General features: G+C 35.7%; 18 protein-coding genes. 4 read left to right on the top strand and 14 right to left on the bottom strand.

Annotated elements, in window-relative coordinates; genetic code table 11:
- The first annotated feature begins 341 nt into the window (after positions 1-341).
- Both FSZ17_RS02435 and FSZ17_RS02425 read left to right on the top strand, forming a co-directional pair.
- Positions 342-2,564 carry an MMPL family transporter gene (locus FSZ17_RS02435; RefSeq protein WP_057775526.1) on the top strand — a complete coding sequence of 741 codons (2,223 nt, stop codon included), beginning with the start codon at positions 342-344 and terminating at the stop codon, positions 2,562-2,564.
- Between the two features lie 426 nt (positions 2,565-2,990).
- A complete protein-coding gene (locus FSZ17_RS02425) occupies positions 2,991-4,262 on the top strand; it encodes a UDP-glucose dehydrogenase family protein (protein WP_082625362.1) in 1,272 nt (423 codons plus the stop codon).
- A 114-nt stretch (positions 4,263-4,376) separates the two neighbouring features.
- Here FSZ17_RS02425 and FSZ17_RS02420 read toward each other — a convergent pair whose 3' ends face one another.
- The 14 genes from FSZ17_RS02420 to rfbA all read right to left on the bottom strand — a co-directional run bounded on the left by FSZ17_RS02420 (position 4,377) and on the right by rfbA (position 19,528).
- Positions 4,377-5,168, bottom strand: coding sequence for a YheC/YheD family protein (locus tag FSZ17_RS02420; protein ID WP_057775521.1), 792 nt, complete (start codon positions 5,166-5,168; stop codon positions 4,377-4,379).
- A gap of 579 nt (positions 5,169-5,747) precedes the next feature.
- On the bottom strand, positions 5,748-6,209 hold the full coding sequence (locus FSZ17_RS02415; RefSeq protein WP_057775519.1) for a CotY/CotZ family spore coat protein: 462 nt from the start codon (positions 6,207-6,209) through the stop codon (positions 5,748-5,750).
- 87 nt (positions 6,210-6,296) lie between these two features.
- The gene (locus FSZ17_RS02410; protein WP_057775516.1) at positions 6,297-7,313 is read right to left on the bottom strand and encodes a YheC/YheD family endospore coat-associated protein; all 1,017 of its coding nucleotides are present in this window, start codon (positions 7,311-7,313) and stop codon (positions 6,297-6,299) included.
- Between the two features lie 12 nt (positions 7,314-7,325).
- Positions 7,326-8,549, bottom strand: a complete 1,224-nt coding sequence (locus tag FSZ17_RS02405) for an ATP-grasp domain-containing protein (RefSeq protein ID WP_057775514.1) — start codon at positions 8,547-8,549, stop codon at positions 7,326-7,328.
- Between the two features lie 335 nt (positions 8,550-8,884).
- Positions 8,885-10,102 (bottom strand): glycosyltransferase family 2 protein, encoded by a 1,218-nt coding sequence (locus tag FSZ17_RS02400; protein WP_057775512.1) that lies wholly within the window; start codon positions 10,100-10,102, stop codon positions 8,885-8,887.
- A gap of 87 nt (positions 10,103-10,189) precedes the next feature.
- Positions 10,190-11,413, bottom strand: coding sequence for a glycosyltransferase (locus FSZ17_RS02395; protein ID WP_057775510.1), 1,224 nt, complete (start codon positions 11,411-11,413; stop codon positions 10,190-10,192).
- Positions 11,414-11,476: 63 nt separating this feature from the next.
- Positions 11,477-12,694 carry a glycosyltransferase family 2 protein gene (locus tag FSZ17_RS02390; protein ID WP_057775508.1) on the bottom strand — a complete coding sequence of 406 codons (1,218 nt, stop codon included), beginning with the start codon at positions 12,692-12,694 and terminating at the stop codon, positions 11,477-11,479.
- A gap of 21 nt (positions 12,695-12,715) precedes the next feature.
- Positions 12,716-13,639 (bottom strand): DapH/DapD/GlmU-related protein, encoded by a 924-nt coding sequence (locus FSZ17_RS02385; RefSeq protein WP_057775506.1) that lies wholly within the window; start codon positions 13,637-13,639, stop codon positions 12,716-12,718.
- 43 nt (positions 13,640-13,682) lie between these two features.
- Entirely contained in the window at positions 13,683-14,498 is an 816-nt protein-coding gene (locus tag FSZ17_RS02380; RefSeq protein WP_057775504.1) for a beta-keto acid cleavage family enzyme, read from the bottom strand.
- A gap of 48 nt (positions 14,499-14,546) precedes the next feature.
- Positions 14,547-15,203 (bottom strand): PIG-L deacetylase family protein, encoded by a 657-nt coding sequence (locus FSZ17_RS02375; protein ID WP_057775502.1) that lies wholly within the window; start codon positions 15,201-15,203, stop codon positions 14,547-14,549.
- A 157-nt stretch (positions 15,204-15,360) separates the two neighbouring features.
- Complete coding sequence (locus FSZ17_RS02370) at positions 15,361-16,287, bottom strand: hypothetical protein (RefSeq protein WP_057775500.1); 927 nt, start codon at positions 16,285-16,287, stop codon at positions 15,361-15,363.
- 5 nt (positions 16,288-16,292) lie between these two features.
- On the bottom strand, positions 16,293-17,561 hold the full coding sequence (locus FSZ17_RS02365; RefSeq protein ID WP_057775498.1) for an alginate lyase family protein: 1,269 nt from the start codon (positions 17,559-17,561) through the stop codon (positions 16,293-16,295).
- A gap of 373 nt (positions 17,562-17,934) precedes the next feature.
- Positions 17,935-18,624: a putative nucleotide-diphospho-sugar transferase gene (locus tag FSZ17_RS02360; RefSeq protein ID WP_082625359.1), complete on the bottom strand. Its 690-nt coding sequence runs from the start codon at positions 18,622-18,624 to the stop codon at positions 17,935-17,937.
- Positions 18,608-19,528: a glucose-1-phosphate thymidylyltransferase RfbA gene (gene rfbA, locus FSZ17_RS02355; RefSeq protein WP_057775495.1), complete on the bottom strand. Its 921-nt coding sequence runs from the start codon at positions 19,526-19,528 to the stop codon at positions 18,608-18,610. Before rfbA ends, FSZ17_RS02360 begins: the two co-directional genes overlap by 17 nt.
- Positions 19,529-19,967: 439 nt before the next feature.
- On the opposite strand from rfbA, the gene FSZ17_RS02350 reads away from it, so the two are divergent.
- Together FSZ17_RS02350 and FSZ17_RS02345 are read left to right on the top strand one after the other, a co-directional pair.
- Entirely contained in the window at positions 19,968-20,867 is a 900-nt protein-coding gene (locus FSZ17_RS02350) for an NAD-dependent epimerase/dehydratase family protein (protein ID WP_057775493.1), read from the top strand.
- A 321-nt stretch (positions 20,868-21,188) separates the two neighbouring features.
- Complete coding sequence (locus tag FSZ17_RS02345) at positions 21,189-21,890, top strand: glycosyltransferase (protein ID WP_057775491.1); 702 nt, start codon at positions 21,189-21,191, stop codon at positions 21,888-21,890.
- Positions 21,891-21,917: the final 27 nt, after the last annotated feature.

The raw sequence follows: 21,917 nt of genomic DNA, 5'->3' as shown, positions 1-21,917 counted from the left end.
ATCTCTATAGACTGTCAAATTAATCAATCGTTTGACTAATACCTTTGTTCGCTTTTTTCCTCTTAATCAATCGTTTGATTGATACTTCTGTTCGCTATTTCCTCTTAATCAATCGTTTGATTAATTCTTCTGTTCGCTTTTTCCTCTTAATCAATCGTTTGATTGATACTTCCGTTCGCTTTTCTCCTTAATCAATCGTTTGATTAATACTTCTGTTCGCTTTTTCCTTTTAAAATAACCAATTTCAAAAAATTTAGTTTTTAATGAAATACCTCATTCATTCTCCGTTCATATTCTATTTTTACAATAAATTCAAAAAGTTACAAAGGAGCTGAGATTAAATGCTTAAGCCATTTCGAAAAATAGTAAAATTTGCGAGCAGTTCAAAAGGAGCTAAATTTGTTATCCTAGCATGGGTATTAGCGGTAGTTCTATTGAGCGTGATCGCTCCATCAGCTAAAGATTATAAAGTTAATAGTGGAGAAGGAAGCGTGAATGAGAATACACCTTCCGAAATTTCAAATCAAATAATGAAGGAACAATTTCCTTCTACTGACGGACTGCCTGCACTCCTTGTTTTTAATCGTGAAGGCGGCATTACTGACCAAGATAAAGAAAAAATCAATGAACTGAGCGAATGGCTTTCTTCTGATAAAAAGCCTGATAATATTTTAAGTGCTCTTCCTTTTCATGCGCTTCCTCCTCCTGTTCAAAAGCAAATGTATTCTGAGGATGGATCAACACTTCTAATCAATTTTTTATTAGATCCTAATCTTGAATCTGGCGAAGTTCTTAAAATAATGGATCAAATTAGGGATAAAGTAAAAGACATCGGCATGGATGGAATGAAATTTGAAATCACAGGTCCAGCCGGAATCTCAGCTGACACAATCTCTTTATTCAAAAGTTCTGATATCATTTTAATGGTAGCAACAGTTGTTTTGATTTTTATCACTTTAATCGTCATTTATCGTTCTCCATTGCTTGCCATTACCCCATTGATTATTGCAGGTATCGTATATGGAATAGTCGACCGGATATTAGGATTAGCTGGAAAATATGATTGGTTTACAATCGATAGCTCGGCTGTTTCTATCATGCTGATTTTATTGTTTGCCGTTTTAACCGATTATAGCCTGTTTGTTTTTTCACGTTATCGCGAGGAATTAAAGAAACACGAATCTAAGTATGCTTCCATGCAAGAAGCCATGCATCATGTTTCCGAACCAATTGTATTCAGTGGCGGAACCATTCTACTAGCGATGCTTACATTATTTGTAACTGTATTTAAGCCATACAATAGTTTTGCTCCAGTCTTTTCTGTGGCTGTAGTGGTTATTTTAGTAGCAGGTTTGACGCTCATCCCGAGTATTTTTGCCTTAATGGGTCGAAAAGCGTTTTGGCCGTTTGTACCAAAGGTTGAGAAGGAAAGCAAAACGAAAAAAGGAATATGGTTTAAGATAAGCAACCAAGTAATGAGGAAACCAGCATTATTAGGGAGCATCTTGCTTATTGTCTTACTTATTGGTGTCTTTAATTTTTCATCCATACAATATTCATTTAATTTATTGAAATCATTCCCAGAAGACATGCCCTCTCGCCAAGGCTTCGAGCTTCTCGAAGAAAATTATCCTGCAGGGCAATTAGCACCTGTAACTGTGCTATTAAAATCTGACAAAGAATTTGAGATAAATGAAGAGTTCTTCCATCAAGTAAATGATCTTACACAGAAATTAGCAGGCCAAAGTGGCGTTGCATCTGTCACCCCGATGATTTCTGATGAAGCGATGAAGGATACGCGGATGCTTCCACGTAACTATTTATCAGAATCCAATCAAACGGTTAGACTGCAAGTAATATTGAACAGCAATCCATATGAAAAGGAAGCCTTGGACACTGTTCAGAAGCTCCGTGATTCAGAGGAGCAATTGCTCAAAGACAGCGGATTTTCTACAAGTGAAGTTAATCTTCACTTTGCTGGGCAATCCGCTCAGCAGCTAGATGTAAAACATATGAACGATCGTGACATGATTGTCTTGTTCTCCCTTGTCACCGTGCTGCTAACTGTGATTCTAGGTTTCCAAACACGATCAATACTCATGCCGATTATCATGATGTCAACGATCCTTTTATCTTATTTTTCCACGCTCGGCTTTGGATGGTGGATTTTCAAACATCTTATGGGCTATGACACCATTAGCTATCGCTTGCCTGTGTATACCTTTGTCTTTATGGTTGCCCTTGGCATTGACTATAACATCATGCTCGTGTCGCGTATTAGAGAAGAAGCCACTAAGCTTCCTTGGAAAGAAGCCGTTGGAAAAGGAGTTGCTGTTACGGGTGGCGTGATTTCATCAGCAGGATTAATCCTTGCAGCTACTTTTGCCGTCTTAATGACACAGCCATTACAAGAACTCTTCCTATTCGGCTTCATAATGGCTATGGGGATTTTACTAGATACGTTCTTGATAAGAGGAATTTTCCTGCCTTCGATTTTAATTTTGACACATGGAAAAAGTAAAAAACAATTGCATCAGGCTGAAGCTGAAGAGCAAATTTCATAATAAAACATAGTGTTAAATGAACAGTCTAAGGGGGCATCTCTAAGTCGAAAACTCGACTAGTGGTGCCCTCTTCACACATAAAGTGAAACTTCCATCAATGGGGGTTTTTCGACGCACAGGACGTGCTAGTGCCGACGTTGCCACAGGACGTGGCGTTCTTAGTCGGCTTTCATCTCCCACTGATGGTTAGTTGAACCAATCGGGCCTTTACGGGCAGTTGATCCCCCACTTAGGTTTCTTTGATTCTCTCGCAACTTTGAAGTGGGGGTCTTACTGCCCGTTAATCTGCGATAAATGATTATGCCCCCTTTCCAAAAACACCTATTTATCGCCCTTTTTGGTATTTGTCCATACATCTGAAAGGCTGGCTGAATAAATTGTACTAATTGGAAAACTGCCGTGTTATTCACCAGGGGGAGAACATCTATGAACATATTAATAGTAGGTACCGGCTATGTTGGTACAACCACAGGCCTTGTTTTTTGTGAAATGGGTCACCAAGTTACTGGCCTTGATATTGATGAACAAAAGCTTAAATCCTTACAATCTGGAAAGATTTATTTCTACGAACCAGGGTTAGATGAGTTGCTGTCAAAACATCTTCAGAAAAGAAATATTACGTTTACATCGGATATAGAAAATGCCATAAAAGATAATGATATTATCTTTATTTGTGTTGGGACCCCTCAAGGAGAAGATGGGAGTGCCGACCTAAGGTATGTAAAAAACGTCACCGAATCAATTGGAAAATATATGGATAAATATAAAGTCATCGTCAATAAAAGTACAGTACCAGTTGGAACAGCCGAATTAGTGACGACTTGGATTAAAGAAAAACAGGAAGCTTTGATTCCATTCGATGTTGTATCAAATCCCGAGTTCTTACGAGAGGGTTCAGCATTACATGACGCTTTAAATCCAGATAGAATTGTGATTGGCTCTGAAAGTAAAAAAGCAAGAGATATAATGAAAGAATTATATAAGAATTTCCACTGCCCCATTGTAGAAACGGATTCTAAATCCTCTGAGCTAATCAAGTATGCAGCCAATGCTTTCCTTGCATTAAAGATCTCTTATATAAATGAACTGGCCCGATTATGTAAAACATTAGATATTCATATAGATGGTATAGCTGAAGGAATCGGGTATGACAAAAGAATTGGGAATAGTTTTTTAAAGGCAGGGATTGGATTTGGAGGATCTTGTTTTCCGAAAGATGTAAGTGCCCTTTTATACACCGCAAAAAAATCAAACCACCGTTTGACCATTTTGGAAGCTGCAAAAGAGGTAAACGAGACACAGCCTATTCATTTTATTCATATGGTGAAAAGCAAGCTTGGGAAATTAAAGGGGAAAAATATTGCTATCTTAGGTATCTCTTTTAAAGCAAATACTGACGATACAAGGGAATCCCCAGCATTTCGAATTATCGACAGACTACTAGCTGAGCAAGCAAATGTTACCTGCTATGATCCTAAAGCGAAAATTGGAAATCAGAGGGTCATTCAACAAAATAATATTGAAAATACGTTAAGAAATTGTGATGCTGTGATTATTTGTACTGAATGGGAAGAATTTCGGATCACAGAATGGGAAAAACATAAATCAATCATGAAGTCACCTGTCATTTTTGACGGTAGAAACATTTTGGAAAAATCCAAAATGAAAGAAATAGGATATGAGTATTACAATATATAATGGAGTAGAAACGTTAATCTATTCATTAGATATTTATCTGCTTATAAAGCAACTACAAAAGCCGGGGAAAAAATCCCCGGCTTTTGCAATTTAAAAACTAAATATGATTAGGGCTTATTTGTCCCTTTTTTTAGATTTCTTTTCATTTTTCCAATAAAATCGATATTGCATGATTTTATTGATCATCTTTTCATCGTCAATTTCTTTAAACACAAAAGGATCTGGCTTCAAATTTATTTCGATAATCCAGATATTCATATTTTCATCTATGCCGATATCTAATCCGATTGCCTTTCGATTAAACAAAAGAGCAATTTCCTCACCTAGAATGTACAATTTTTTTTTCAATTCTTTTATATCCTTTTTTTTCATATGAGGTTTTAGCAAAAATTCAACTGGATAGGGTGTTCCTTTACTATGAAAATTCGTTACAATATATTTCGGATCTGCTAATCTGCCTAATATACCGGTAGATTCATATTTATTTTTCGGAGATAGCTGTACCATTAAACGAAAATCAAATATGGCTTCATTGTATTTTAATAAATGAATGCCTCTTTGGATAATGTAGGTATGATTTTTCCGTTTCTTCATTTTTTTGTTGATTGATCTTTCAATAGCATCGAATAATTCTGTGTAGGAACGAAAGGTAAAGGATTCTTTTTTGCTTTGGTATCGAAATTTACATTTACCACTTTTCGTTATTATTTTCTCTACTCTCATAACACCCCTTCCCCATGACCAATTATCTGGCTTTATATAAACCATCTTATACATTTCAAGCATCTCAGCTAAATCATGGCTACTAAATAACCTTGTTTCAGGGATATATTGACGGAACTGATCATGCTCTTCTAAAATATTTTTTAAGGCCCATTTACTCCTTTTTATCTTTGGATTTTCCATATTTCACAGCACTCCTTTAGATTCGTAATAAAGACCATCAACCAGATTTCCATATTTTTTATGAATATTTTTAGAATTTACGGGTACAAAAAATTAGAAAAACTTGGCGTTCGCTAGTCCTTTTTGGCGAATGCCTTAGTTTTTCTTACACGTTAAGAAAGTATAAATTGTCAACGCAGAAGATGATCCGACGTAGTTGCCAATTTTAGGAATTAAGTACGACGGACAGGACAAGGAAGGCTTCGATAGCGATTAACATCGCACGAAGGAAAAGCGATAGCTTTTACGAGGATGCCCTAGTCGGGCGAATGCCACAGGACGTGGCATGTATGAGCGCGATAAGTGCAACTACGCCTCTGTCTTCGCCTTTCCAAGGCTCGCCAATCGGCGAGTTTTCTTTATGCGATCTTATTAGCAGATATTTAAATGAACACACACTTTACTTTAGAATGTTAATAGACTTAAACTTTCCTGTTAGCTAAAAAGCAGTTGTATCCTATCCTATGTATTTTTTAGTTTCATGCCTGTGTTATAATCCATCTTAAAAAAACAAAAAGCACCCATTATCTGGATGCTTCATTACCATTTTGGCTCGATGATGATTTTTCTCATTAATAGATCTGTATCTAAGCATTGTAATCCACAAATACAAGATAGATCTATATCGGTGCAAACGGGTGTTTTTTCTAATCGATAAACTTCACATAAATCTGTTACAGGCCTATTATTTATGTCAAATGGGCGAAGTAAAGTAATATTGGCACAGTGAGTTCCTTTTTCATACGAATTAACTCCAAAAAAACTGGTTGTGAAACACTCTTGTCCTATTGAATCAATATTAATAAAATGGCTGCTAACATGATGAATCCCCTTTTTTGTAAAGAGCATGAATGGAATTGTGTCTACTTTAAAGAGCCTGCCAAGTAAACTACCGAGATAAGGAGTTGAGATGTTCGATAAAAGATTCTGTAAGTTTATTATTTCAAGTAACGCATCACCAATACAATTTTCCTTATTTATTGAGCTTTCGTTTCTTTCCATAAGCCACTCCCTCCATCTGTCTAATCATCTACATTCATGATATAAAAATGAGGGAGCTTTTGTGTAGGCAGTTGATTAAATTAGACTTTAGCCCTTATCTTTTGCCATATAATGCGCGTAATGGACGATTCTTTTTGCAACATCAAATTCTCTATGCTTGGATCCTGGTCTCCAGTTTACTTCAAAAATCCATATTTTTCCATTTTCATCCATTCCTACATCTATCCCAAGTTCATCAAAGGAATGATTATACAAGGATTCAAAATGACTGGCAAAGGCAATGGCGAATTTTTCAAGCAGCCTTTGTTTATTGAAATATTCATTTCCAAACTCATCTTTAAGAAAACGGTCAAGATCTCCTCGGTATCCACCGCTGCTAATATTGCTTATCAGTTTGGCACTTCCGCTTATCCGTGGATAGATAAGATTAATATCCCAATTCCCCGAGCCATTTTTTTGGACATGAAGTCGAAAATCATAAGTTAGTCCAGTTTTTGTTTTACACTCAATAAATGGCTGAGTTAAATACTTTTGTTCATGTTTTAACTCTTCAATTAATAAATCAAATGATTTACTATCCAACAAATCTTTATGATCACCATTTATTATGGTAAAGCCTTTTAAAGCATCCCCTTGAATAAAAATGACTTTTTTTCCATGATTACCGGAATAAGGCTTGATGACGATTGTTTTTGCCTTTTCTAATAATTCAATGGTCTTTTCTGTACTTTCCAAAGGGAAGGTCGGGATTAAATAATCTGCAAACTCCCCATCCCGTAATATTTTTTTATAAACCTTCATTTTGTTCCCTACTGTGTGACTCGTAAATGGAATCATCTTTTTTAAACGACTATAGATTTCTTTTTGCTTAATGCTTTTAGGACTGCTATTATTAATAATTACATTTGGAAAATCCATTTCTTTTTGAATCCAATTTCCTTTTTCGTAAATCCAGCCATTTATCTTTTGGCTATCAAATTGAACGCACTGATAAGAAAAATAAAAGAAATGGAAGCCTTCCATTTTTGCGACTGCAGCACATGCATAGGCAATTTTCACATCATCCGGCCTCTTCTTATAATGCAACATTCCGATTAATACCATAGCCAAAATTCCTTAAAGAGGTTCCATATAAAATTTTATTTCCTTAGCAGCTGTCGTTGCAATTCGTTTTGCTTCCTCTTTAGAATCAGAGGAGGCAATCACATAGGCATAGCGATCTCCCATTGAATACGGGGCAGTTAAGATTTGACCTTTACGTGGTTTTATATAAACTTCCTTTACACCATCATAAGATAGAGCACGATTCTTCCCTGTAACTTTTATCAGCTTCCCTCTGGAACTTACCGTTAAAAAATGTGCAAATACATGATTTGACAACGCGCCCTTCAAAATAGGTTCCTCCCCTAAGTTCATTTTAATAATTTCTTGAACGATATTCACTCCAGTTCCTTCAAGAATAATTCTATTCATCGCTCCTCCTGACATTCTTGGATTGATCTCAACTAATTTCCATTCACCTTTTACATTTCTCATCTCCAGATGACAAGACCCATGATACATTTCTAATTTATTTATAATCGATTTGACCGTCATTTCTAGTTTATTGTAAAGGAACTCATCCATTTCAGCGGGAAAGCTATATCCAGTCACAATAAAGGTATCCTTTTGTGAGAATTCTTGCTCCACAACTCCAATGAGATGAATATCCCCATGGCAAACGATTACCTCGATTAAATATTGGGGACCGTCTAAATATTCTTCTATTAAAATAGGCAAATGAGGAAATTTGGTTTTTAACATTTCAATTCCTTTAGGAAGAGCTTCCTTTGATTTCACGAATATTACATCCTTTGAACCATTGGATAGAGGATATTTCAAGATGAGTGGCAAAAAGCTTTCAATTTGATTTATCATTTCATGAACAGAATCATTTGGATTCATAACCGAATAGAATGGATTCACATCGAGCTTCTGCAGTGCATGTCTGAATCGAGTCTTGTCTTCCATTTTGTATAAAGCTTTTGTTGAAAGATGAACAAACCCCATCTCTTTTGATAGGATTGAGGCAAGATGTACATATGGATCTATAAGACTTATGCAAGCCTTTATATTTTTCCCTTGGTCCTGTAATAATTGAAAGCTTTCTTTTAGTTTTTCTATGTCGTGAATTTCTTTCATAAATATCATTTGATGGACATCTTGAAATTCTTCTCTTTGATCAATAAATTTCCTGTTATTAGTAATTAAAACTGTAAAGTAACCCATTTGATCAGCAATTTGTATCGCTTCTCGACTTGTGCCTGACTTGTGGCTTCCTATAAAAACAATTGTCTTCATGTTTTTTCGTCCCTTGCTCTTTCTTTTTAAGCCCTTTCTTAATTTATTCATCCAGCAGGAAAGAGGTGAATTGGAGCACTGCCTGAGAATAATAAAAGATGAGCACTTTAAATGAAATGATCACCTTTTTTACTTAACTAGGGTTTTTTAGCTATATTTTTATCAATCTATCAAATAACCTAATTAAATGATTATATTTGCCGTAATCCTTTATCGTATTTCGCTGAAACAATATGCGCTCTTTCAGACTTTTATCAGATTCAATTCAATCTAAAAAAGTACTCCTTTCTCAATTAAAAACCAGTAGATTAGTAATTGATTAGTCAGCCTTTTTATTATATTTTTGTAAGCAGATCAAATAGTTCAATTAAATTCATATACTTCCCATAGGACTCTATTTCATCTCGTTCTTCAAAGATGAGTTGTTTCGTTATAGCATCTGTTTCAATTCCAGAGCTTTGCATTAAATGACTGATTGGCTTATTTTGTGACTTTAAAATTCGGATTTCTTTGAACAACATGATTAAAGAGTGTTCGAATTTTTTGTATTTACCATTATATTCTTCTTTGAGGGTTAAGCTCTCTCTCAAGATGTTGTCCATAAATGCATAATCCATTTTCATAATGATGAAAGATAAATCTCGAATGCAAACACTGAGATCAGGATGCTTTTCCATAAAGAGAAGCCAATTCCTATCATCTTCTTCAGATAAAGACTTATGTTTTTCATGTTCCTGATGATATCGAATGAGAGCTGGTTCAGACACAAACTTGGCACCAGCTTTATAAAGCCTATAAGCAAATTCAGCATCTTCTGGGCCCCATCCTCTAAAGGCCTCCTCATAGCCTTCCAAACTATCAAAAAAAGATCTTGTCATTGACAGATTCCCTAAACAGGCCCACCATGCAAGGGGACTTGTGTCCAAATCGCCACATAAATAGGCTAATAATTCATCATCTTTTTTCACAGTAAATAAATCTAGTTGCTGAAAGTTGTTGATATCTTCTTTATTAAGCAACTGAACGGGGTGCTTTAACTTTTTTATGATTGCCCGTACCTTCTTACTATCTACCTTTTTTTTTATACTTTTTTCTATTCGTTTCTTTACAACAGATTTCGTACTTACTAAATGGGTTAATTCATTAATTTGTTTCTTCCCATACTTAGGAAAAAGATAAGTATAAAGCTTCCCGCTGCGTTTCCCTCCGATTACCACAACATTCTCTTTATCCAAATGATGACGGTAGCGATTATGAATGTAATTTGGGTCAACAATCATTTCAGCGTCTAAAAAAACAACCACTTTCCCATTTGACATTTTTACTCCTAGATTTCTTGCCGCTGCAAGCCCTATGTTTTGCGTTGTTTTTAAATATATAAATTGGAAAGGGGCTTGATATTCTTTCAAGTCTTCAGTTTGATCAGTTGATGCATCATCTATCAAAATGACTTCCATTTCGGATAAATCAAATGTCTGATTTTCTAACGCATAAAGGCTCAAAAGATTAAGAGGATACCGGTTATACGATGGTAAAATAACACTAACTTCCATAAAAAAATACTCCTTTCCTTATTGAAAAAAGCATACGATAGGTAATTGAAAAGTTAGGAGTTTCCAAAAACATCCTAGTGGTTCGTATCATTTATTAGTAAGGAGATCAAATAATTTAATCAAATTCTTATATTTTCCATACGACTCTATTTCATTTCGTTCTTTAAAAATCTGTTTTTTCTTCATGGCATCTGCTTCAATTCCAGAACTTTGCATGAGATGACGGATTGTTTTTTTTCTTGACTTTAAAATTCGAATTTCCTTTAAGAGCAAAATTAAAGAGTCTTGAAATTTTTTATATTGATTATGATATTCCTTTTTAAGAGATAGGGATTCTTCTATGATGTTTTCCATAAATTTATAATCCTTCTTCTCAATCAAACCAATAGCTCGAACGCAAACCTCGAGATATGGATGCTTTTCTTGAAAGATGAGCCAATTCCTGTCACCTTCATCAGATAATATCTTATGTTTTGGATGTTCTTGATGATATCGAATTAAGGATGGTTCTACAACAAAATTTGCATCAGCTTTATAAAGCCTATAAGCAAATTCAGCATCTTCTGGGCCCCAGCCCTTAAAAGCCTCTTCATAACCTCTGACCCTGTCAAAAAAAGATCTCCTTATCGACAGGTTCCCTAAACAAGCCAGCCATACAAGGGGACTTTTTTCCAAATTATGATCTAAATACGTTAATAAATCATACTCGTTATAACTTCTTTTTACAGTAAATGGCTTTAATTTTCGGAAGCTGTAGATGTCCTCTTTACTAAGCAATTGAATCGGACGCATGAACGTTTTTATTGTTGACCCTATCATTTCACTTATTACCTTTTTGTTAATACTTTTTTCGATCCTTTCCTTTACCACAGGTCTTTTTCTTATTAATCGGGCAATATCCTTCATTTGTTTCTTCCCAAACTCAGGAAAAAGACAGGTGTAAAGTTTCCCGGTAGGTTTTCCCCCTATTACCACAGCATTCTCGCTTTTCAAATGATGGCGGTAGCGATTACGAATATAATTAGGATCAACAATCATTTCAGCGTCTAAAAAAACAATTACTTTTCCTTTTGACATTTTTACTCCTAGGTTTCTTGCCGCCGCAATCCCTATGTTTCGCCTTGTTTTAATATAAATAAATCGGTAAGGAGGTCGATAATTTTTTAAGTCTTCAGTTTGATCTGTCGATGCATCATCAATCAAAATGACTTCCATTTTGGATAAATCAAATGTCTGATTTTCTAACGAATGAAGACTCAAAAGATTAAGGGGATAGCGGTTATACGACGGCATGATAATACTAACTTCCATAATCACACCCCTTCCTTTATTCATATCCAACGGGAAAGATGGATGGAAATAACCTTGCTTTCGTTATTTATTGGTAAGGATGTCAAACAATTTAATTAAATTTGGATACTTACCTAATGATTCGACTTGATCTCGTTCCTTAAATATTTGCTCTCTTTTCAGGGGATTATTTTGAATCCCTGAATGTTTCAATACATTTTTCACCTTCTTATTTTCCGATTTTAGAATGTAAATTTGTTGAAGCATTAAGACAATTGCACGTTTAAACTCTTCAAACTGCCCAGGAAAATCACTGAAAAGAGTATGATCTTCCTGGACAATTTTATTTAAAAAGTCGTAATCTAGTTTTTGAATATATTTTAATGCTCTAATTGAAACATTTAATTCAGGATGCTTTTTTTGTAAAAGGAGCTTATTTGTTTTGCCTTCCTTTTTTTTATTTGACGATTCTAGATGTTCTTGATGATATCTTTTTAAATCTTTATCAACGATAAATAAAGCCCCTTCTTTATACAGACGATACGCAAAATCCCTATCCTCTTCTCCCCATTTTTTAAAGTCAGCATCAAACCCTCCTACTTTTTTTACTAGACTCTTTCTTAGAGAAAGATTTCCAAAACAGGCCATCCATGCAATTGGACTTTTTTCAAAATCAGGTCCTAATTGGGATAATATCCTTGTCAAATCTTTTTTTGGGGTAGAAAACGCCCTTAAGCTTGAAAAATGTTGAATATCTCTTTTGTCCAATATTTGAAGAGGGTGTTTTAAATGATTCACAATGGGACTGATATCCTCTAATTTTGTGTTTTTATCCACCATTGTGGATAGACGTTTTTTAACAATAGCTCTCTTTATTAGAAGGCTATTAACCTCTTTTATTTGTCTCTCGTTAAACCCGGGACAAATAAAAGTATATAGTCTTCTAACTTTGTCCCCTATGACAACAGAATTTTTATTTTTCAAGTGATGGCGATAATTATTTCTTACATAATTCGGATCTACAAGCATTTCTGCATCTAAGAAAATGATGACTCTCCCCTTCGCATTTTCAAGGCCTCTATTTCGTGTTGCAGCTAAACCTGCATTTTTTTTATTTCGTATATATTTAAATGCGTAAGGGGGGTCATAATATTTTAAGAATGGGGTTTGGTCTGAAGATGCATCATCGACTAAAATAACTTCCATTTTGGATAAATCAAAATTCTGATTCTCCAGAGCATAAAGGCTATAAAGAATAAACGGATATCGGTTATATGATGCTAGAATAATACTAACAAGCACTTGAATTCACCTTTCTTTTCATTAAGCGTTTGGACTTTTTCTGGTGATGGGTTTTGCTGGTACACCAGCCACGGTTTCATTTGGATTGACATCCCTAATGACAGCTGCTCCCATACCAACAAGTGCATTCTCGCCAATTGATACCCCCTGCTTTAGAACGACTCCAGGAGCAATCCAGCTATGGCTATTAATTTTTGTGTTTCCTCCAATATGTGTCAGATGTGTAATTATTGCATTTTCATCAATAAATACATCATGCGAAATATGCGATAAATTACCTATCTTTACGTTATTTTTAATCACTGTATCTATTAATTTTCCTCTAACAATGCAGGAGTTAGTGCCAACCTCTACATGATCTTCAATGATTACTCCAGCAATATGCGGTAATTTAAAGATGGAGCCATCCGTATCGTTGTGATAGCCGAATCCATCTTCACCAATTACCACTCCGCTATGAATAATACAATTAGATCCAATAGAAGTAGAATCATGAATCGTCACATTATGATGTATTTGCGTATTGTCCCCTATTTTCACATTATTTCCGATCACAGCATGATGACCTATATAAATATTATTTCCTAATTCACAATTCTCTCCGATCACCGCTGTTTCAGAAATTCCAAAAAGTGAATCTTGCGGATAAAATTTATTCATGACAATAGCAAATGTATCCCTCGGGTTCTCTACTGGAATAAATATGATGCCGGTATTTTCAGGTAAAACAGCATTTCTTGCACAAATAACGACAGAAGATTGAATGGTTGACCAGTCAAACGATTGGTTTTTCATCCATGATAGGGTATTAGGTTTCGAATGAAAGATAGAGGAAAAGCCTTTTATTACGGTCCCTTTAGCGGTTTTATCAATGATATCCGGATGATAAAGCTTTTTTTCTATTAAAAAATCAAGAAGATCATCGAGTTTTAAATGGATATTCATATACTCACTCCCTAGGTTAAATAATAATGATTCAGAACTCCCCTTATTTCAGCCCTAATATTTTTCTAGCATCTGTTGGCGTTGCTATTTCTCTATTTAATTCAGAGGCATATGCAGCAAGTCTTTGTACTAATTGAGCGTTGCTTTTCGCCAGCTCCCGATATTTATAATAGACATTGTCTTCTAGCCCTGTTCGAATATGACCACCCAAAATAATTCCAAGTAGATTCATAGGCAACTGGTCTTTACCGACTGCTGCAATAGACCATGTACTGCCTTGAGGAATACTTTCTGTTAGATGCAGAAAATTTTTCGAATTAGCAGGAATTCCACCAGGTACACCTAAAACAAACTGAAAGTGTAATGGTGCTTTTAAAAATCCTTGCTTTGCTAATTTCACAGCTTGATCAATCATTCCAAAGTCAAAAATTTCAATTTCAGGTTTTACCCCATTTTCATTTGTTTTTTCGGCAAGCTTACGAACAAATGTAGGATGATTAATCATGACGCTATCTTTGCGGTTCATAGAGCCTGGTGTAAAGGTAGACATTTCTGGTTTAGATACGAGATGATTCCATCGGTCTTCTTCTTTCCCGCTCTGCCCCCATCCAGTAGTTGTTAAATTTATGATAATATCGCAACGTTCACGAATTTTAGAGACAATCTCCTGATAAAGTTCTACTCGCTGACTCGGGCTCCCATCATTTTCCCGTGCATGAATATGAGCAATCGATGCACCTGCATTCCAACAATCATAAACCTCCTGAGCAATCTCATCTGGAGTAATGGGCAGATTGGGGTTGTCTTTCCTTGATGTAACTCCTCCTGTGACGGCGGCAGTAATGATAAGCTTTTCCAACTTTTTAGCACCTCAACTTCCTATTAGTATGTTTTTTTCTAAAGTAGTTCATTTCCATACTCTCCTGATGATTTCAAAGGCTTCTCCATACTCGAAACCAACAGTCATCCCTCTTACCCTTGCTAAATATTCCACTCCTTCATATGAACGCGGATGCGGAAACATCCTCATTTCGACATCATATGCAAGGAGTGCATGCTGTTTTTGATCAATCGTGTCACTAATATCCACAAAATAATTAGGTTTAAATGTTTTATCACTCGTATGCTGTGTCCATTCGCTTGAAGACAAGGTTTCAAAACAAATCAATTCAATTGGTTTTTTCCCCGCAATTGGCCGAATAGCAGTCAAAACTGCCTGATAAGTGATTTGATGATCTCGATTTAAATCTCCATAGTGATGAGTAAAAATCATTTCGGGTTTATATTTTTCTATTAATTTTTCAATTTCTTTCGTAATTTTATGAAGTGGAATGGTTTCCATTTCTAGATTAGGATATTGTAGAAAGATTACTTCCTTTACCCCTAACAAATGATTAGCCTTTAGAATATTCTTATGCATATTCAGTTCTTCTTCCTTGCGACCCTTAGCAGTAATGACCGTTATGACTTGATGTCCATTTTCTATTAGTTTTTTAATCGTACCTCCACATCCTAAAATTTCATCATCAGGATGGGAGGCGATAATTAATACATTTTTACTCATAATTTCACCTCATTTGATAGCCTTCAAATATTTATATGAGCGTCATTAATTAATGGAAATGGACAGAAGTGGATTTTGGTAGAATTCGTTTATAGATTTAGAGGAATTAAGAAGCTTTGAATTAGAATGATTTTTTCTATTAGGAATTCCTAAAATTTTATACGTCAACTCGGAAGTATTGATAAACCCATTTTTTAAGATTTTCTCCTTTGGCTTTATATTTTTTTGCAGAAACGAGGTTGCTTTTTTTCCCCTTTAATACGCTCGTATTGTCGCCGTGGCCAAGGACATATGTGACCAATGGATAGTGAACGGTTTTATAGTCCTTATTAATATTTGCTAAGTTTTGCGGAACCTTTTGGTGATTCATGATAGACAAACCAAAGAGCTTCCTTTCTGCATCTTCCAACTTAGAAGTTTTCGGAAAATCTTCGTTTGAAAAATAATACAATGCACTGCTTCCGCATCCGATATAAAATCGGTTTCTTAGCCAAATCTCTTCTAGACTTTGATTAATCATTATCCCTTTCTTAATAAGAAACGCATTGGAGATTGGTTGTGAGCGGATAAATTCTACGAATCTATAGTGTATCCAGTCATCGGCATCGAGGGGCATAAAGTACCCAGAAAACCCAATCTTTCTTAAATATGCGCCTATCACTCTGCGTTTGTGCTTTTTATCTTCAGTAAATTCCGGACCGCTTCCAGGGGGAGGCGGTGGTGGGAAATCGACAGATAACCAGGTAACATGGCTATGATGAAGTTCATCTATATCGGGTTTTTCATGGCCGGCAATAATAATACGAAAGTTTTGATCCGTATTTCTCAGAATTGATTTCAGTGTATAGGATAAATTAGCCTGAACCTGTTCCCAATCACGAGAGAGAGTTCTGCTTTTAAGCGATATGGCAAATGCTATTTCTTTTTTATCTTTCTCTTCATTTGTTTTTTCTGAGACATTCAACTCTAACTCTTTAAAATATTTATCAATTCTTTTCAACTCTTTTCTGACAAGGGAAGAAGAGCCAGTTTTTTTCTTTTTTTTCTTGTCCTTTTGCAAATAAATTTCCTCCTTTTCATCCATTTTCCTTACCTCTTCTTATATTCACCTAGTCCTAAATTCCAATAAGGACGCACCCCATCATACGGGAAAAATCTTGGTTTTACACTGTATTTTGAGTTCGGAAATTGATCAGTCATTCCTTTCCTGAATGAGCGTCGAGGGATAGAAAACCAAATTGGGAAATACCGTTCTAAATCAAACTCATCGGCCTGCTTATATGGCCACTCCTTTCCTGAATGAGACAGCAGCCATTTTGCTCCATTCATCAAACTAGAGCCATTAGAAGCTTTATAAGACCATAAATCCATTCCCCAGCGATTTGCAATTTCACAGAGATAAATCCACCCTTGGAAATTAAAAAAACAATAGTGGGCAGTTGTATTTCGCTTCAGTTCTTTCGGCTGTGAACCATCCTTTGCAAACTGCTCTCGAATTCTCGCCTTTGAACGAGCTAATGTTTTATATAATAGTGAACGATTATTTAGAAATTCTGCTATGGCTGCAACTTGAAGATCATAAAATGTGCCATGATTATTGCTTGATTTTTGTTCCTTCTCCCCTTGAGCCGAATGGACAAGCCATTCTAAATAGCTAGATAACCACTTTTTAAAATCGATTAATGTTTCCTCATCCATACAGCCCGCAGCATGGAAAAGCCGGATAGCATCAAGATAGTAATACATATCCTTCATTTCAATGATGCCAGAATGGGAACCTTTGTTATTGTTTCTTCCTAGCCTAACTTGAGCATATTTTAAGTGAGGTGTCATTCGAGTCTTGGGATTTATAAAGAATCTTTCCAGGATTCGCACACCATGCATTGCGTATTTCTTTTCTTTTGTGAAATACCATGCTAATGCAAGAGTAATAGAGTCATCAAATACATACTGAAGACGGGTTCGATCATACTTTTCACTCTCCAGTTCATACATACGTGTTCCGGGAACCCGTTTGCCATCTCGACGAATATAAGGCATTCCATCCTTCGTCTTTGGGTTAGGCCACCAATATGGAGCTGGATGCCAATAATCGTTGGCATTATGACTAGGCGGAAGCGTCGTTTTATCAATAACTGAATAAGGGCCTTGTGTTAAAGCCTCTTCAGCATCAGCTATGAGTTGATCAATGGGGGCTATTTTTTTTCCAGATTCATATTGGTTTAACTCCTCTTTAAGAACTTCAGTCCTAAAAAATGATAGCATGATGTCTGATCCGCTATCATTCAGGTCCATATTTCGATCAGCATTTATTTCCTTTCGCACTAATTTTTTCCTTGATTTATCCTTTCTTTCCATTAGATTCGAATCACCAACCTTTATACAATAAAGTGAAACTTCCATCAGTGGGGGTTTTCCGACGCACAGGACGTGCTAGTGCCGACGTTGACACAGGACGTGGCGTTCTTAGTCGGCTTTCATCCCCCACTGATGGTTAGTTGCGGCCCACAGGAAGTGGGTCACGCAGACGTTGCCACACGATGTGGCGCTTTTAGTCTGTGTTCATTTTATGGGCCTTTACGGGCAGTTGATCCCCCACTTAGGTTTCTTTAATTCTCTCGCAACCTTTAGTGGGGGTCTTACTGCCCGTTAATCTGCGATGAACTGACTTTACCAATAGGTATGAAGCAGTTGAAATGCTGGTCTATGTTTTGTATATAACGAAATATTTTTATTTTGTATTTTTCAAAAATTGTTTATAGCTTTTTTCCATTCTCTCTAATCTTTTCTGCCACTTAAGACCACAATGGTGCATGATCACCGGACTTTCAGCAACATCTTTACGATTAGGTCTGCTATTCCATTTGAGATCTAATTGACCAATTAGGGGCGTATATTGGGTTGGACCATCATAGGCTCTTATTCTGACATTATGGTTATGGAAGCCTAAAAGATTCAAGAACGCTTGCTGATCCCACCACCCCCTCTTCCGTTGCCTATAATTCCACACCTTTTCTAGAATTTCCATTGATTTTGGATCCCGCTTTACAACAATCACACCTGAATTCGGAAAGAGTGGATCCCTTCCAAAATAACTAGTCATGTACATGACATGATCTGAATTTAGTTCATGACGAATATCTTCCTGGGGATTAACGATGATTGTATCTGAATCCATCCACATCACAATCTCGTAATATTTTAATAGATTAGCAAGTAAAAAAACTTTATTTCTCTTAGCTAGCTTGTTCGGCAAAAAACTTTCGGTAAAAAACAAAGTATCAATATTATGAAGCTTCCCGTAATATGTAACGGTAGGTTTCATAATATTCAGGGCAGCCTCATGGTCCTCACCAGTTCCTAAGCAACAAATAACCATATTACTTTTGGGTGTGATTAAAAAATCATGGGATGGAATCAAATCCTTGCTCCTTTCTATTTTTTAATGGAAAGCATTCTTTGGTTTTTGCTATTTTTAATAAATGCTGTCCATAATCTGTTTTCAGCAGTGGCTCTGCTAGGAATATTAATTGTTCTTTTGTGATTAATCCTTTTTTGAAAGCAATCTCTTCAATGCATCCAATTTTTATTTTTTTTTGTTTTTCTATTTCTTTAATAAAGTTTGCTGCTTCGATTAAAGATAAATGGGTACCTGTATCCATCCAGGAAAATCCATTACCTAATTGCTCTACATGTAATTCACCTTTATTTAGGTACACCTTGTTAATGTCAGTGATTTCTAATTCCCCTCGTTCGGATCGTTCAAGATTTTTTGCTATTTCTATCACTTGATTATCATAGAAATATAACCCTGTTACTGCATGATTTGACTTAGAAATTAAAGGCTTCTCTTCAAGAGAAATAGCCCTCCCATCATGGCTAATACTCACAACGCCAAACCGTTCTGGGGCATCAACAACATAACTAAAGATTGTAGCACCTTCTTTTCTTTCAGATGCTCTATACAAAAGTGAAGTCATTCCCTCGCCATAAAAAATATTGTCACCAAGTATTAAGGCTACCGGACCACTGCCGATAAACTTTTCACCGATGATAAACGCTTGGCCAATTCCTTGCGGTTCTGGCTCCACTTCATAGCTCAACGATATCCCTATTTGTGACCCATCTCCTAATAGCTTGATAAACCGCCCCTTATCCTGAGGGGTGGTAATGATTAGTATTTCATTAATTCCAGCTTGCATCAAAATAGAAAGCGGGTAATAAATCATAGGCTTGTCATAAACCGGCAACAAAGATTTTGATATCATTTTCGTTAATGGTCTAAGTCTTATACCTTTTCCTCCCGCGATTATAATTCCTTTCACTTTCTCCCTCCTCTTTCTTTAAAGTTCTCCGCTCTTTGATAAAGTGAAACTTCCATCAGTGGGGGTTTTTCTTCATCCCCCACTGATGGTTAGTTGAACTAATCGGGCATTTACGGGCAGTTGATCCCCACTTACTCTTCTTTGCATTCGCGAATCCTTGAAGCGGGGGTCTTACTGCCCGTTAATCTGCGATAACACTTTCATGTACATATCTTTTAGCTTTTTCTTGGCCCCTTATACACACGATTTAAAGAGGCTATTTGTCCTATATTATTCTAAATGCGAAATATTGCTTAGGTGTTTACCAGCATTTTTCATCGATAATAGACCATTTTTATAGAAACAAATTAGCCGCAATTAGAGAACTTACACGAATGCACACTCATGTATTGGAATTTCCCATAAGATAAAGAAAATATAAAAAAAGGATGTGATAATTATGAAAGTAATAGTCACTGGAGGAGCAGGCTTTATCGGTTCCTTTGTTGCTGAATTATTAATGCAGACAGGCTATGACGTTGTCATTATTGATACACGTAAAATCATAAAAGAACACGAAGAAAAAAAGATAAAATATTACCCTATTAATATTTTGTCTCCAGAGATTGAAGATGTGTTTATTAAAGAAAAACCAGATATCGTTATTCATCTTGCTGCACAAGTTGATGTAAATGAATCGATTAAATCACCTGTAAAAGATGCAGAAACAAATATTATGGGGACACTTAATCTTCTAAATTACTCTAATAAATATAAGGTGAAAAAATTTATTTTCTCTTCGTCTTCCGCTGTCTATTCCGATATAGAAAAAACGGAAGAAATTACAGAAGAGCATTCCATAAACCCTAGTTCATTCTATGGTCTTGCGAAGTACATTTCTGAATTACACATTCGTATGTTTAATGAAATGTTTGGATTGCCTTTTACTATTTTCCGTTATGGAAATGTTTTTGGCCCTCGTTCCTCAGGAGGAGATGTAATATCCATTTTTTTAAATCAATTCAAGCTTGGAAATGAGATCACGATTTATGGGGATGGGGAGCAAACGAGAGATTTTGTATATGTAAAAGATATAGCAAGAGCTAATTTATTAGCAATCACGAAAGGGGATAATGAAATTCTTAATTTAGGGACTAATTCTAGTATCAGTATTAGTAGCTTATGTACCAACTTAAAAAGTATCTATCAAAAGGATATTCCCATTATTTATAAACCAAATCGTCAAGGTGAGATTAGGAATAGTAAATTGAATGCACAAAAGGCAAAATCGATTTTAAATTGGACCCCAGAATATGAGCTTCAAGCGGCTTTAAAAGAAATCGTATCTGATGCCAATTAACTTTACCTATCCATCATTCAATAAAGTGAAACTTCCATCAGTGGGGGTTTTTCGACGCACAGGGCGTGCTAGTGCCTACGTTGCCACAGGAAATGGCGTTCTTAGTCGGCTTTCATCCCCCACTGATGGTTAGTTGCGGCCCACAGGAAGTGGGTCACGCAGACGTTGCCACACGATGTGGCGCTTTTAGTCTGTGTTCATTTTATGGGCCTTTACGGGCAGTTGATCCCCCACTAGGTTTCTTGATTCTCTCGCAACCTTGTAGTGGGGGTCTTACTGCCCGTTAATCTGCGATAAAAATATTTTTAGTGGGGTGAAAAAGTGGTTTCAATTGTTGCTTGTACGATTAGAGACGACATGATGGACAATGTGTTTAATAATTACTTACGGCAATTATGGCCGGATAAAGAGCTAATTATTATATTGAATAATGACAATATGAAAATGGAAAAATGGCAAGAAAAAGCGGAGAAGTATGAAAATGTTTCGATTTACCAGCTCTCCGAAGATAAAACATTAGGAGAGTGCTTAAACTTCGGAACTGAAAAAGCAAAATATGATATTGTAGCAAAATTTGATGATGATGATTACTATTCGCCTTATTATTTTTCAGAAGCAATGGAGATTTTTCAAACAACTGATGCACAGTTAGTCGGCAAAGGCGTTTCTTTTATGTATTTTGAAAAAAATAAGCTATTAACATTGAGGAAGATTGGAAGTGAAAATAAAGCAGGAAAAAGCAGTCTTAAAGGAGGAACACTCATTTTTAGAAAGGAAATTTATCCAAAAATTAAATTCCCTTCACATATAGGTTCAGGAACTGATGCTAAATTTGTTAGAAAATGCAGAAAAAAAAATATAAAAATATATTCTACTAGCAAATACAATTATGTTTATGTTCGAAGAGCAGATAAAAATTCTCACACATATAAGCAATCCAATGCAAAGCTAAAAAAGAAAAGCAAATTTAAAAAGAAAATGGAAAATTTCGAATCTTATGTAACAAAAGAGTTTGGAAGCTAATACATCCCTACAAGCTAAAATTAATTC

Source organism: Cytobacillus dafuensis, from assembly GCF_007995155.1.
Classification (GTDB): domain Bacteria; phylum Bacillota; class Bacilli; order Bacillales; family Cytobacillaceae; genus Cytobacillus; species Cytobacillus dafuensis.
This window is presented reverse-complemented; position numbering and strand designations above follow the sequence as displayed.